Annotated in this window: 12 protein-coding genes; 10 read left to right on the forward strand and 2 right to left on the reverse strand. The window is 48.2% G+C overall.

Going from position 1 to position 13,825, the window contains the following annotated elements; translation table 11 throughout:
* Window positions 1-2: 2 nt before the first annotated feature.
* Both topA and IS446_RS09215 read right to left on the reverse strand, forming a co-directional pair.
* Window positions 3-2,486: a type I DNA topoisomerase gene (gene topA / locus IS446_RS09210; protein WP_203060054.1), complete on the reverse strand. Its 2,484-nt coding sequence runs from the start codon at window positions 2,484-2,486 to the stop codon at window positions 3-5.
* A gap of 120 nt (window positions 2,487-2,606) precedes the next feature.
* A complete protein-coding gene (locus IS446_RS09215) occupies window positions 2,607-3,380 on the reverse strand; it encodes a hypothetical protein (protein WP_203060056.1) in 774 nt (257 codons plus the stop codon).
* A gap of 361 nt (window positions 3,381-3,741) precedes the next feature.
* On the opposite strand from IS446_RS09215, the gene miaB reads away from it, so the two are divergent.
* The 10 genes from miaB (at window position 3,742) to IS446_RS09265 (ending at window position 13,805) form a co-directional block, all read left to right on the forward strand.
* Complete coding sequence (miaB, locus tag IS446_RS09220; protein WP_203060057.1) at window positions 3,742-5,187, forward strand: tRNA (N6-isopentenyl adenosine(37)-C2)-methylthiotransferase MiaB; 1,446 nt, start codon at window positions 3,742-3,744, stop codon at window positions 5,185-5,187.
* A 15-nt stretch (window positions 5,188-5,202) separates the two neighbouring features.
* Window positions 5,203-6,477 (forward strand): sigma-54 interaction domain-containing protein, encoded by a 1,275-nt coding sequence (locus tag IS446_RS09225; protein ID WP_203060059.1) that lies wholly within the window; start codon window positions 5,203-5,205, stop codon window positions 6,475-6,477.
* A 37-nt stretch (window positions 6,478-6,514) separates the two neighbouring features.
* Complete coding sequence (lptE, locus tag IS446_RS09230; protein WP_203060060.1) at window positions 6,515-7,006, forward strand: LPS assembly lipoprotein LptE; 492 nt, start codon at window positions 6,515-6,517, stop codon at window positions 7,004-7,006.
* A gap of 3 nt (window positions 7,007-7,009) precedes the next feature.
* The gene (locus IS446_RS09235) at window positions 7,010-8,110 is read left to right on the forward strand and encodes a prolipoprotein diacylglyceryl transferase (protein WP_203060062.1); all 1,101 of its coding nucleotides are present in this window, start codon (window positions 7,010-7,012) and stop codon (window positions 8,108-8,110) included.
* Window positions 8,111-8,114: 4 nt separating this feature from the next.
* Window positions 8,115-8,471 (forward strand): preprotein translocase subunit SecG, encoded by a 357-nt coding sequence (secG, locus tag IS446_RS09240; protein WP_203060063.1) that lies wholly within the window; start codon window positions 8,115-8,117, stop codon window positions 8,469-8,471.
* Window positions 8,472-8,616: 145 nt separating this feature from the next.
* Window positions 8,617-8,895, forward strand: a complete 279-nt coding sequence (locus tag IS446_RS09245; protein ID WP_203060065.1) for a co-chaperone GroES — start codon at window positions 8,617-8,619, stop codon at window positions 8,893-8,895.
* Between the two features lie 65 nt (window positions 8,896-8,960).
* Entirely contained in the window at window positions 8,961-10,592 is a 1,632-nt protein-coding gene (gene groL / locus IS446_RS09250; RefSeq protein WP_203060066.1) for a chaperonin GroEL, read from the forward strand.
* A 106-nt stretch (window positions 10,593-10,698) separates the two neighbouring features.
* Complete coding sequence (locus IS446_RS09255; RefSeq protein WP_203060068.1) at window positions 10,699-11,670, forward strand: pepsin/retropepsin-like aspartic protease family protein; 972 nt, start codon at window positions 10,699-10,701, stop codon at window positions 11,668-11,670.
* Window positions 11,667-12,617, forward strand: a complete 951-nt coding sequence (locus IS446_RS09260) for a hypothetical protein (RefSeq protein ID WP_203060070.1) — start codon at window positions 11,667-11,669, stop codon at window positions 12,615-12,617. The genes IS446_RS09255 and IS446_RS09260 overlap by 4 nt, the downstream gene beginning before the upstream one ends.
* A gap of 216 nt (window positions 12,618-12,833) precedes the next feature.
* Window positions 12,834-13,805 (forward strand): hypothetical protein, encoded by a 972-nt coding sequence (locus IS446_RS09265; protein ID WP_203060072.1) that lies wholly within the window; start codon window positions 12,834-12,836, stop codon window positions 13,803-13,805.
* Window positions 13,806-13,825: the final 20 nt, after the last annotated feature.

Consider the following 13,825-nt stretch of genomic DNA (forward strand, 5'->3'; position numbering starts at 1 on the left):
GGTTATTTTTTAGCTTTGGTTTTTCGGGTCTTTTTCTTGGCTGGGGCTTTTTTCTCCAACAACTCCTTAGCCTGGTCAAGGGTGATCTTGGTAGGATCTACATCTTTTGAAAGCTCTACCTTAACCTTTCCTTTTATAATATTAGAACGACCCCAACGTGCCTTTTCGATACGTATCCCTTCATCTTCCCAATGCTGCACGAGCTTATCGCGCTCTTTTTGCAATTTATCTTCGATGAGGGTTTCGATATCTTCCTGGCTCAGGTTGTCGAAATCGTACTTCTTATTCACATTAATGAACATGCCATCCCATTTGATAAAAGGACCAAAACGCCCTTTCCCTTTGGTCACGTCCTTACCTTTATAGGCAGCGATAGGCGCATCGGCCTTTTGCTTGGCCCTGATAAGCTCGGCAGCGCGATCCATATCTACATCGAACACATCTTCTCCTTTATCCAGGGAAACATAACTCTTTCCGAAACGCACATAAGGCCCAAAACGCCCTACATTAACCTCTACTTCCTGCCCTTCGTAAACACCCAGTTTACGCGGCAGCTTGAACAGGTCAAGAGCTTCTTCAAGAGTGATACTATCTAAGGACTGATCGGGCAATAAGCTGGCAAACCTCGGCTTCTCTTCTTCATCAGCCGTTCCGATCTGTGCCATCGGACCAAAACGCCCTAAACGCACGCTAAGCTGACGACCACTTTCAGGGTCTACACCCAGCACGCGCTCCCCGCTCTCGCGGTCGGCATTCTCTTCAACATCCTTAACATGGGGATGGAAATCCTTATAAAAGAGCTTCATCATCTCCGTCCAGTCGGCCTGACCGGAGGCAATGTCATCAAATTGTTCTTCGACCTTAGCCGTAAAGTGATAATCCAGAATTCCGGAGAAATGATTCACCAGGAAGTCGTTCACGATAGCCCCGATATCGGTAGGCACGAGTTTCCCCTTATCAGATCCGACCATTTCGGTAAGCTTCTTCTCTACAAGCTCTCCTTTGGCGAGGGTCAATTCCTGGTATTCACGCTCCGTTCCTTCAACAGTCCCACGCTCTACATAACCACGGTTCTGAATGGTTGAAATGGTAGGCGCATAGGTAGACGGACGACCAATTCCGAGCTCCTCGAGTTTCTTCACCAGGGAAGCTTCCGTATAACGGTATGGTGGTCTTGTAAATCTTTCGGTTGCTGTTATGATGCGATCAAGCACCTTTTGCCCCTCCTTAAGTGGTGGCAGCATTCCGCTTTGCTCCTCATCTTCATCATCGGTTCCTTCGAGGTACACCTTGAGGAATCCGTCAAATTTCAATACCTCTCCATTGGCGAGGAACAATTCTTTATGGGTATTCGATTCGATCTTTACATTGGTGCGCTCCAGGCGGGCTTCACTCATTTGCGACGCAAGCGTACGCTTCCAGATCAACTCGTACAACCTGGCCTGATCGCGTTCCATACTCACTGTATGCTTACTCATATCGGTAGGCCTGATCGCCTCGTGAGCCTCCTGAGCTCCTTTCGACTTACTACTGAAGTTACGCGGATTACTATACTCCTCGCCGTAGTAACTCTCGATCTCCTTCTGTGCTGCCCCTATTGCTTCGGGCGACAGGTTCACACTATCGGTTCTCATATAGGTAATGAGTCCGGCCTCGTAAAGACGCTGTGCAAGATTCATGGTCTTGGCCACTGAGAAATACAACTTACGCGAAGCCTCCTGCTGCAAGGTAGAGGTAGTAAAGGGTGGCGCCGGGGATTTCTTCGCCGGCTTGGTATCGAGGGAAGCCACATTAAAATTGGCCCCTATATTACTTTCCAGGAAAGCCCTGGCCTCTTTGACAGAATCGAAGGTCTTACCCAGTTTTGCTTTAAACGTCTTACCATCTTCTGTAGCAAAAACTGCAGCGATCTTAAACGAAGCTTCAGGCGTAAAATCCTTGATCTCACGCTCGCGTTCCACAATGAGACGAACAGCCACAGACTGCACCCTACCCGCCGAGAGTCCGGTTTTGATCTTTCTCCATAATACCGGCGAAAGCTCATACCCCACCAAACGGTCGAGCACCCTACGGGCCTGCTGGGCATTTACAAGATTATAGTCTATGGTACGCGGATTCTCAATGGCGCGTTGAATAGCATTCTTGGTAATGGAATTAAAAACGATCCTACGGGTCTTGTCCTGCTTGAGCTTGAGCTCTTCCGCCAGGTGCCAGGCAATAGCCTCCCCCTCGCGGTCTTCATCACTTGCTAACCAAACCAGATCGGCTTTCTTCGCAAGGTCTTTTAACTTTTTAACCACCGACTTCTTATCGGAAGACACTACATATTTTGGTTTAAAATCCTTCTCCACATCTACACCCAGTTCCCTTGCCGGAAGATCGGCAATATGGCCAAAGCTCGACTCCACCTGATAGTCTTTTCCTAAAAACTTTTCGATGGTCTTCGCCTTGGCGGGTGACTCCACTATAACCAAATTTTTTGCCATAAATACGCTCTTGTTAGGTTTACAAAAGTATACAGTTTTTTTTACATCCCCGGCTCAAAGCAATTACAACGCCCCTTTCAGAGCCCTCCGGGACCTACGGTCCCGAAAAAAATAAACTTTTTATGACGGGATCTCATCCGGCTCAACAGCCTCCAAATCGTCATTTATCACACCTTTATATATATGGTATACTGTCATATACACAAAGGCACTTGTGAATAAAACACCGACACCGCATGTAAAGAAACTCACCATTTGTGATAACACGTGCGCCAGAATAATAAGGACAAAACTAACAAACCACGTCTTATTTCCTAATTTAAATGCAGCCTGAATAATTTCCGAAGGACGCAAATCCGGGTTAAATGCAAAGATCACCGCTACGAAATACAAGGGCACCCACACATAAAGAATAGGTAAAACACATAGCGCCAGACACAGTAGCGCAATAAGGATCGAAAACAAAGCAAGCACAAAGGTCTTTCTGATATACCGCCATTTCAGAAAATCAAAAAGCATCCCAACACGAAACACATCTCCATGCTCCACTGCATTAAATGAGCGGTAAAGACCGGCTTGCAATGCCATGACCAACGAATGCACCAGCAATACCCCCACCGCAATCAATCCCGCGAAAGGCAGCATCGCCACCCAGCTCATACCGTCCAGCTGAGCCCCCATATCATATCCCTGAGCTTCACCCAAGACGGCAAGGCCCACAACAGGCATATATATAATAAGGACTAAAGGAAGAACAAGTATAAAAGTCAGTAAGATATAAACAAGCCCCTGCAGCCAGGCCTTTTTAAAAAGTTCGAAAGCATTGGTAAGCACATCTCCGGGCTCCGGCACGGGAGCAGACGCAATTTTGTCAATAAGCTGATCGTAAGTCATTTTTGGTTGGTTTTAGTTCTTATAAATGTAGGGAATATTGGGGAATGGGGAATGGGGAATGGGGAATGAGGAATAGAGGGATGTGAGATGAGGGATGAGGGATGTAGGAATAAGAACAAGAAACGAAGCCAAGGTTCGAACAACTGCAATCTCCTATCTACCCGTTTACCCACACATCCCCTCTCGATACGATTGCTGCGCAATCACTCGAGGTGACGGCTTTACCCACCCATTTACCTACCTACCCATTTACCCTCCAAAGCTTTTGCGAAGGAGGGCCTACCTACCTAAAAACCCCTGCCAATTTGTCACTACATCCAAATTAATTTTATCTTTGCACCCTAATTGAACTTAAGGGGTTATGGAGAAGATCATAGACGAGAACAAGCAGGGAGATTCCCTCGTTCTCAACCAGAACAAAGACAATCAACGAAAGTTATACATAGAGAGCTACGGATGTCAGATGAATTTCTCTGATAGCGAGATCGTAGCCTCCATCCTTGCTAAGGAAGGATTTAACACCACCCAACAAATGGAGGAGGCCGACCTGGTACTGGTGAATACCTGCTCCATTCGAGAGAAGGCCGAACAAACCGTGCGCAAGCGCCTCGAACACTTCAACGCCGTTAAAAGGATCAATCCTAAAATGAAGGTTGGGGTACTCGGCTGCATGGCCGAGCGCCTGAAGAGTAAATTCCTCGAAGAAGAAAAGATCGTAGATATGGTCGTGGGACCAGACGCCTATAAGGACCTTCCCAACCTCGTTGCCGAGGTCGATGAAGGCCGCGATGCGGTGAACGTGATCCTTTCCAAGGAAGAAACCTATGGTGACGTTGCTCCCGTTCGCCTCAACAGCAACGGGGTAAGCGCCTTTGTATCGATCACCCGCGGGTGCGATAATATGTGCACCTTCTGCGTCGTACCATTTACCCGTGGCCGTGAGCGTAGTCGCGACCCGCAGAGTATCATCGAGGAGATCAACGACCTTTGGGAGCGCGGCTTCAGAGAAGTGACCCTTCTCGGGCAGAACGTCGACAGCTACCTCTGGTATGGGGGCGGACTCAAAAAGGACTTCGACAAAGCCAGCGACATGCAAAAAGCCACGGCTGTGAACTTTGCAGGACTGCTGGATATGGCCGCAACGGCGCAACCTAAAATGCGCTTCCGCTTCTCTACTTCGAATCCGCAGGACATGACCCTCGATGTGATCGAAGCCATGGCCAAGCACGACAATATTTGCAAGTACATCCACCTGCCGGTGCAGAGCGGTAGCGACCGTATCTTAAAAGCCATGAACAGGCTTCACACCCGCCAGGAGTATTTCGAGCTTATCGATAACATCAAAAGGATCATCCCGGACTGTGCCATCTCCCAGGATATGATCGCCGGTTTCCCTACCGAAACCGAAGAAGATCACCAGGACACCCTATCACTCATGGAGTATGTGAAATACGATTTCGGATTCATGTTCGCCTATTCGGAGCGCCCGGGCACCATGGCCGCAAGAAAGATGGACGACGATGTACCGGAAGATGTCAAGAAACGTCGCCTTACAGAGATCATCAATATGCAGCAAAAGCATAGCCTCTACCGCACCCAACAACACATAGGTAAGGTTGAAGAGGTGCTCATTGAAGGTCCGTCGAAAAAATCAGACGCCCACTGGATGGGCCGAAACACCCAAAACACCGTGGTGGTATTCCCTAAGGAAAACTACAAAGTGGGTGAATTCGTAAATGTAAGGATCGACGAATGCACCTCGGCTACCCTCATCGGGGAGGCTGTAGGATACAGCGACAACAACTAAACACCATACCAACACATGGAATCTGTCCAGGCCATCAAGCAGCGATTTGGCATCATCGGGAACGATATCAAGCTCAACCGCGCCATAGAGAAAGCCATCCAGGTAGCCCCCACCGACATCTCGGTACTGGTTACCGGAGAAAGCGGAGTGGGTAAGGAATCGATCCCCAAGATCATCCACGCCCTCTCCCACCGCAAGCACGGAAAATTCATTGCCGTGAACTGCGGGGCTATTCCGGAAGGAACGATCGACTCTGAGCTTTTTGGTCACGAAAAAGGCGCTTTCACCGGAGCCACACAAACCCGTAGCGGATATTTTGAAGAGGCCGACGGCGGCACCATTTTCCTCGACGAGGTGGGCGAACTCCCCCTTACCACCCAGGTGCGATTACTCAGGGTGCTTGAAAATGGTGAATTCCTGAAAGTAGGATCGTCAAAAGTTCAGCAAACCAATGTGCGTATCGTGGCGGCCACGAACATCAACATGTTCGAAGCGATCAAAAAAGAGAAGTTCAGGGAAGACCTTTACTACCGTCTCAGTACGGTAGAGATCACCCTTCCTCCCCTCAGGGACCGTAAGGACGACATCCACCTGCTCTTCAGAAAATTTGCTGCCGACTTTGCCCAGAAATACAAAATGCCGACCATACGCCTGGATGATGCTGCTGTGAATATGCTCAACGCCTACCGCTGGCCGGGGAATATTCGTCAGCTTCGAAACGTGGCCGAACAGATCTCGGTACTCGAACAAAATCGTAGCATCAACAGCAGCACCCTGGGAGGATATCTGCCCAATGCAGGCAGTAGCAACCTGCCGGCGGTGATCAATAAAGAGCAGAAGGAAAGCGATTTCAGCAGCGAAAGGGAGATCCTCTACAAGGTGCTCTTCGACATGAAAAGCGACCTGAACGACCTGAAAAAGCTCACCATGGAGCTCATGAAGGAAGGCAATAAGGAGAAGGTACAACGCGACAATGAGACCCTGATCAAAAAGATCTACGGCGGAGAAGAGATCACCGAATACCCGGAAGAAGAGACCAATGCCCTGGCCATCCTGGAGCTGGACGAACCCCAATCACAGGCAGCAGAAAGCATTCCTGCAGATACTGAAGACAAATACCATTTTGCGGAAGAGATCGAAGAAGAAGAGACCTTATCGCTACAGGACAAAGAGCTGGAGCTTATTAAAAAGGCCCTGGAACGCAACAAAGGCAAACGCAAGGCAGCAGCCCAGGAGCTAGGCATATCAGAACGTACCTTATACCGCAAGATCAAACAGTACGATTTGTAATTTTTTTTTCGTTCATTTACATCTTATCACAACCCCGATGAAAAGAATTTTTTGTTTATTTATAGTCAGCGTGATCCTCAGTGGTTGCGGCCCGTACTCCTTTACCGGGGTGAATACCACAGCCGAAACCTACCAGGTGAACTTCTTTCAGAATGTTGCTCCCATTGTTGAGCCCCAGCTGGACATCCTGTTCACCAGAACTCTGCAGGACCTGATCCTGGACCAGACCAACCTGCAGCTGGTAACTGCTAACGGCGACCTGGTATACGAGGGAGAGATCACCGAATATCGCGTTTCCCCCATGTCGGCCACAGCCGACCAAAGGGCAGCCCAAAACCGGCTAACTATTGCAGTAAGGGTACGGTTTACGAATACCGACACCCCCGAAGAAGATTTTGAGCGCAATTTCTCATTCTTCTACGACTTCCCTGCAAGCACCCAGTTACCGGCTATCCGGGATACGGCCCACGAGGAGATCTTTGAACGGATCACTCAAGACATTTTTAACGCATCATTGGCTAACTGGTAACTTATGAATATTTCCAGCTTTTCATTCTTATTACACAAACCGTCAAAGGTTACTGCCGAACACGCACAGGATCTGCAAAAGGTGATCGAGGAATTCCCGTATTTCCAGCCTGCCAGAGCCCTGCAACTAAAGGCCTTCAAAGAAGAAAAAAGCTTTAAGTACAATAACGCCCTTAAAGAAGTGGCGGCACACACCAGGGACCGTTCCATTCTTTTCGAATTCATCACTTCTAAAACCTTTATTCAGGACAAGGTAGCCAACAGGATCACTCAAATGGCGCCCGGCATGGACATCACCGAACTCGAGGTGGAGGATCTCGAAGAAGTGATCGTAAAAGACAGCAAAACAACCTTTGACTTTAACGAGGTAGACGCCGAAGCGGTCATGGACCCTGAATTGTTCAGTCCAAAGGAATCGGAGGTGAAAAACATCCAGGAACCCGCCCATGAAAAGGCTTCTGAGGTAGCAGCTATGCCCGTAACACCAGAAGAGCAACAAGAAGCTGCGTCGGTTACAGAACCACCTCAGGAAGAAACACAAGAAACTACTGAAGCAGGTCAGCAAACAACACCTGAAGCGGAGGACAAACAAGTCGAACCATCCCTCCAATTGGGAAGTCCGCTCGAATTCGACCGTTCAGAAACCCATTCCTTCAGCGAATGGCTACAGCTCTCCGGAAAACTAAAACCTATTAATAGAGAAGAAGCGAACCAGCAACCGGAAGCACCAAAAGAAGAGACTCAGGAAAACCCTGATTCCAGGGAGGCGACAACACCGGAACCCAAGGCAGAACCCGAAAAAAAGAAACCAGCCTCTTCGGGCGGCCTCAAAAAAAAACTCAGGCTGATCGATAAGTTTATCGAGAGCAATCCGAAGATCGCTCCGGTAAGCAAAGAATCGACTCCAGTACTCCCTTTGAAAGATAATTCAGCACCTCCGCATCAGCTTATGACCGAAACGCTGGCAAGGGTTTACCTGGAACAGAAGAAATACACAAAAGCGATTCAGGCTTATAAAATTTTAAGTTTGAAATATCCGGAAAAAAGTGGTTTATTTGCAGACCAAATAAAAGCGATCAAGAATTTAAAAGACAGTAATAAATAACACTATGAGTACATTTTATATTTTCATGGCACTGATTATCCTGGTAGCCTTTTTGTTGGTAATTGTGATCATGGTTCAAAACCCTAAAGGAGGCGGACTTTCTTCTTCTTTCGGCGGAGGAACCCAGGTTGTAGGAGGAGTAAAGAAAACAGGAGACTTTCTGGATAAGAGTACCTGGACCCTGGCAACTATTCTTGTTGCCCTGATCCTGCTGTCTAATATCACCCTGGTTTCTGACAATGGTGCTGAAGCTGACTCGAAGCTTCTTGAGAACACGGAGATCGAGAACACCGTACCTGAAGCCATCCCTACTGAAACACCTGCCACCACAACAGGTGAAGACACTACAGGAGGCGAATAAAAAAACACATTACATCTAAAAAATGCCAGCTTGTCATAAAGCTGGCATTTTTTTTTGCATTTTGTCAGCCCTTCGCGCTTGGCATAATTTCTGCCTGAATGGAGGGTGTAAATCACAAATGCATTCATTAACTAAAATAAAGCATATGTCTAAAGTAAACATTCAACCACTGGCAGACAGGGTTCTGGTAGAACCTCTGGAAGCAGAGACCAAAACTGCTTCGGGTATTATTATTCCTGACACCGCAAAAGAAAAACCTCAAAAAGGCGTAGTGGTGGCAGTTGGCCCCGGAACCAAGGATGAAAAAATGACTGTGAAAGTTGGAGATACCGTGCTTTACGGAAAATATTCAGGCACGGAGCTCAAGCTTGAAGGTAACGACTACCTGATGATGCGCGAGAGCGACATCCTTGCTATCGTGTAACGCAGAACCTACCAAAAAACCAAGTGTTTCACTGAAACCACAACACAAAACAAAACTCAAAAAAAATGGCAAAAGACATAAAATTCGACATCGAAGCCCGCGACGGCCTTAAAAAAGGTGTAGACGCTCTGGCTAACGCTGTAAAAGTTACCCTGGGACCAAAGGGAAGAAACGTGATCATTAGCAAATCATTCGGAGCTCCACATGTTACTAAAGACGGAGTATCTGTAGCTAAAGAGATCGAACTCGAAGACGCACTGGAGAACATGGGGGCACAAATGGTTAAGGAGGTTGCCTCTAAAACCAACGACCTAGCAGGTGATGGAACCACTACCGCAACTGTTCTTGCCCAGGCCATCGTTAAGGAAGGACTCAAGAACGTAGCTGCCGGGGCCAATCCAATGGACCTGAAAAGAGGTATCGACAAGGCAGTTGAGGCCATTGTTGCCGACCTCACCAAACAAGCTGCTGCTGTTGGAGATTCATCTGAAAAGATCAAGCAGGTAGCTGCCATCTCTGCCAACAACGATGAGACCATTGGTGACCTGATCGCCCAGGCTTTCGAAAAAGTAGGTAAAGAAGGGGTTATTACCGTAGAAGAAGCTAAAGGAACTGATACTTATGTAGACGTTGTTGAAGGAATGCAGTTTGACCGCGGATACCTTTCTCCATACTTCGTTACCGATTCGGAGAAAATGATCACCTCTTTTGACAATCCGTACATTCTTCTTTTTGACAAGAAGATCTCTAACCTTCAGGAAATTCTTCCTGTACTCGAGCCTGTAGCGCAATCCGGCCGTCCGCTATTGATCATCGCTGAAGATGTAGATGGTCAAGCGCTTGCTACCCTGGTAGTGAACAAGCTTCGCGGAGGACTGAAGATCGCTGCAGTTAAAGCTCCAGGATTCGGAGACCGCAGAAAAGCCATGCTTGAAGATATCGCCATCCTTACCGGAGGTACCGTGATCTCTGAAGAAAGAGGATTCTCCCTGGAGAACGCTTCTCTCGATATGCTGGGTACTGCAGAGACCATCACGATCGACAAGGACAATACGACCATTGTAAACGGAAACGGAGATGCCGATAACATCCAGGCTCGCGTTAACCAGATCAAAGCTCAGATCGAGTCGACCACTTCAGACTACGATCGCGAGAAACTTCAGGAGCGCCTTGCCAAACTGGCCGGAGGTGTAGCAGTACTTTATGTAGGTGCAGCGTCTGAAGTAGAAATGAAAGAAAAGAAAGACCGCGTAGACGATGCCCTTCACGCTACCAGAGCTGCTGTCGAAGAAGGTATCGTTGCAGGAGGTGGTGTTGCCCTGATCAGAGCCAAAAAGGCCTTAGACGGTGTAACCCCTGAGAATGCAGACGAAGCCACCGGAGTTCAGATCGTTGCCCGCGCCATCGAATCTCCGCTGAGAACTATCGTAGAAAACTCAGGAAATGAAGGTTCTGTAGTAGTTGCGAAGGTATACGAAGGAGAAGGTGACTTTGGATATAACGCCAAAACCGACGAGTATGTGAACATGCTTGCAGCCGGTATTATCGACCCAACAAAAGTAACCCGTATCGCTCTGGAGAACGCTGCTTCGGTTTCAGGAATGATCTTGACCACCGAGTGCTCCCTGGTAGATATCAAGGAAGACACCCCTGCTATGCCTCCAATGGGCGGCGGAGGTATGCCGGGGATGATGTAATAAACCATCACCCACATAGTATAAAAGAGCCGCAGATCGCGGCTCTTTTTTTACCCCGTAACAAAAGGGCTTCTAAGGCGTCTATTATACAGATACCAACAACAACTTGAGCCTGAAATTCATTCATATCTGCTGCTTCCTTCTCCTCTTCGGAACTAAAGTTTTCCCCGCAGAGGCCTGGCCTGCGATGATCAATTTCCCCGAAGCCGAGGTACTGTCAGAAAATACCGTACGTATCCCTTTCCATATGGCCGACCACCTCATTCTGGTTCAGGGAAGCATTAACGGAAAACAAGGGCATCTTATAATCGACACCGGCTCAAAACACCTGGTGATCAACAAAAAACACTTTAAAAAACAACCTGCACAACTAGCCAGCGGCGTGGGCTACAGCGTAAATGGCAGCATGGACCAGATCATGGCCCAGCGCATACAAAACTTTTCCTTTTCAACTTTTAAGATCCCCAATCGCATTGCAGACCGCATAGACCTGTCGCATATCGAAAAGAACAAGAAGGAAAGGATTCTGGGCATTATTGGTCATGATGTGCTATACGACTTCGAGATCTACGTCGACTTTTACCTCAACCAGATCACCTTGTTTCGCACAGACCGAAAAGGCAACCGCATAGACGAGCACCTGTTCCTGGACACCCCTGTATCTGAGACCCCCTTCGAAATACGCGGACACAGTATTATCCTGAACACCACCGTCAACAACGCCACACTTGACATGGCATTGGACACCGGTGCCGAGATCAATTTTCTGGACACTAAAGCACCAGAGGAGGTACTGGAGCGCTTCAGAGGGATCAAAAAGATCAAGATCAGAGGCATGGGGCAAAAACGATCGGAAATGATCGCCGGAAAGCTATACGGCCTGCAACTAAATAACGAGCAACCCATAGGGGTCATGCGCACCATCCTGGCAGACCTCAGTGATATGACCGAAGCCTACGGCACCCGGGTAGATGGCGTGTTAGGCTATGACTTCATCGCAATGAAACGATTATTGATCAACTATAAAAAGAAAGCCATTACATTTGTAAAACTACCACTTAGCGCAAAACGACCATGAGAAGCCTTACCCTGTTCATATTCACATGTATCCTGAGCACCTTTGCCGGCCTGGCCCAGCAAAAGGGGTATGAGATCGTGGGCGACTCGGTGATCTTCACCTTCGACCTCAACGATTACGAGCGCTACACCAATGAGACCAATGGCCAAAGAACGAGCCCCGACGACCTGGAGGTCGACGACGTTTACCTGGCCGGAGAGTTTAACGACTGGTCGAGGGAGGGATGGAAGATGACACGGATCTCTGAATCCAGGTTCAGGCTCGCAAAAGCGCTCAGCCAACTCAGCGGACGCGTTGACTGGCAGTTCAAATACCTTGTGAACAGTAGCTTTTGGGCAGAACCCGACACCTCTTTTGAGAACATAACCGCCAGTGAACAGAGTAATTTCTGGAGAAGCGTTTACAACCTCAACCTGCATACTATTGCCCCCGACCCAAACGGAAACACCACCTTCTTCCTTGAAGGCTACCATGATGCCGAACAGGTGATCTTATCAGGGAGCTTTAACAAGTGGCATCCGGAGGCGCTGGAAATGCAGAAAACTAAGGAAGGATGGACCCTAACCCTGAACCTGGCTCCGGGAACATACACCTATAAATACGTAGTAGACGATGAATGGATACACGATCCCGGAAATCCCGAAAAGACCCTTAATGAATACGGCGGAAACAACTCTGTGATCACCATAAAGGCAAGCACCTCGTTTAGTCTTTCCGGTTTCGGGAACGCAAATACGGTCTGCCTGGCCGGCTCCTTTAACAACTGGAACCCCACTTCTATCCCCATGGAAAAGAACGGAGACCAATGGAAGACATGTATTGACCTCAGGGGAGGCAAACACCATTATAAATTCATCGTAGACGGCACCTGGATCACAGACCCCAATAACGACATCAAAGAATACGATGCAGACGGCAATCTCAACTCAGTGATCATGATCAAATAGCACAGCAAGCAATGCTGTAATATCCATAAACATACATCTGTTAGAACCCCTGTCGTTTTTAGTATAATTTTCACAGGGATTTATTCCCTGATCCTGTAAATATTCGTAAATTTTCAACGTGTTTTAAGGAGCTTCAAACCAGCTTATTAACGCAACTCTAAACCTCCATACCCTCCCTATTCATGTAATGCATTTTGTCCATCACAATGTATCCACATGAGCCATAATTACTTCATATCCCTCATCACAAGGATCACCTGCCTGATCCTGATCACCCACATGGCGTTTGCGCAGGAAGAAAAGCTCGGCCACTACATCAAAGACAACCAGGTGATCTTTGTTTTTTCGGCTTCCGACTACATCCAATACCAGCGTCTTCGCAACGGCCGATTTAAATCACCCGACCGTGTACGGGTGAAGGAGGTGAGCATTTCAGGGAACTTCAACAACTGGAGCAAGGACGGCATTCCCATGGACAATATCGGCGGTGGCGTTTTCGTACTTTCCCAGCCCCTGAGCATTTTTAAAGACCAGCTCACCTGGGACTTCAAGTACCTCGTAAACGGCAAGTTCTGGGCAGAACCCGACATCTCATTTCGCGACAAGGTCGTTGCCGGGACCCACAGCAGCGGAGAACCCCGGTATTTCCTTCAACTGAACACCTTTATCCCAAACCCTATGGGCAATACACTTTTCAGGCTACCAGGGCACAAAGACGCAAAAGAGGTGATCCTGACCGGGAGTTTTAACAACTGGAACGATCACGCCCTGCCGATGGAAAACACCCAGAACGGTTGGCGGCTCGCCCTTGACCTGGAACCGGGATACCACCAATACGGCTTCATTGTAGACGGCACCTTTATTGCCGACCCCACCAACGACGAACTCATCAAGAGCGAAACCCTTGGAATGACTTCAGTATTGCGGGTCACCAAAGAAGTACGCCTGTTTCTCAATACCCATCGCAATGCCCGAAAAGTGGCCGTTGCCGGCAGCTTCAATAACTGGCAGTCCGACCTGGATTACCTGGAATGGGCCGAGGATGGCTGGGAGATCAAACTGGAACTCCCCAGCGGGAAGCACCACTATAAATTTGTGGTCGACAACTCCTGGATCACCGATCCTGCCAATCCGATACAGGAATACGACACGCGGGGCAATATCAATTCGGTGATCGTCGTTGATTAATGGTACGGAACCTACCTATA

The sequence above is a fragment of the Robertkochia sediminum genome (assembly GCF_016786255.1).
Classification (GTDB): Bacteria; Bacteroidota; Bacteroidia; order Flavobacteriales; family Flavobacteriaceae; genus Robertkochia; species Robertkochia sediminum.

What these genes read in the sequence shown, in the direction of transcription:
- topA (WP_203060054.1), bottom strand. Translation starts at nt 2,486, where the DNA reads ATGGCAAAAAATTTGGTTATAGTGGAGTCACCCGCCAAGGCGAAGACC.
- IS446_RS09215 (WP_203060056.1), bottom strand. Translation starts at nt 3,380, where the DNA reads ATGACTTACGATCAGCTTATTGACAAAATTGCGTCTGCTCCCGTGCCG.
- miaB (WP_203060057.1), top strand. Translation starts at nt 3,742, where the DNA reads ATGGAGAAGATCATAGACGAGAACAAGCAGGGAGATTCCCTCGTTCTC.
- IS446_RS09225 (WP_203060059.1), top strand. Translation starts at nt 5,203, where the DNA reads ATGGAATCTGTCCAGGCCATCAAGCAGCGATTTGGCATCATCGGGAAC.
- lptE (WP_203060060.1), top strand. Translation starts at nt 6,515, where the DNA reads ATGAAAAGAATTTTTTGTTTATTTATAGTCAGCGTGATCCTCAGTGGT.
- IS446_RS09235 (WP_203060062.1), top strand. Translation starts at nt 7,010, where the DNA reads ATGAATATTTCCAGCTTTTCATTCTTATTACACAAACCGTCAAAGGTT.
- secG (WP_203060063.1), top strand. Translation starts at nt 8,115, where the DNA reads ATGAGTACATTTTATATTTTCATGGCACTGATTATCCTGGTAGCCTTT.
- IS446_RS09245 (WP_203060065.1), top strand. Translation starts at nt 8,617, where the DNA reads ATGTCTAAAGTAAACATTCAACCACTGGCAGACAGGGTTCTGGTAGAA.
- groL (WP_203060066.1), top strand. Translation starts at nt 8,961, where the DNA reads ATGGCAAAAGACATAAAATTCGACATCGAAGCCCGCGACGGCCTTAAA.
- IS446_RS09260 (WP_203060070.1), top strand. Translation starts at nt 11,667, where the DNA reads ATGAGAAGCCTTACCCTGTTCATATTCACATGTATCCTGAGCACCTTT.
- IS446_RS09265 (WP_203060072.1), top strand. Translation starts at nt 12,834, where the DNA reads ATGAGCCATAATTACTTCATATCCCTCATCACAAGGATCACCTGCCTG.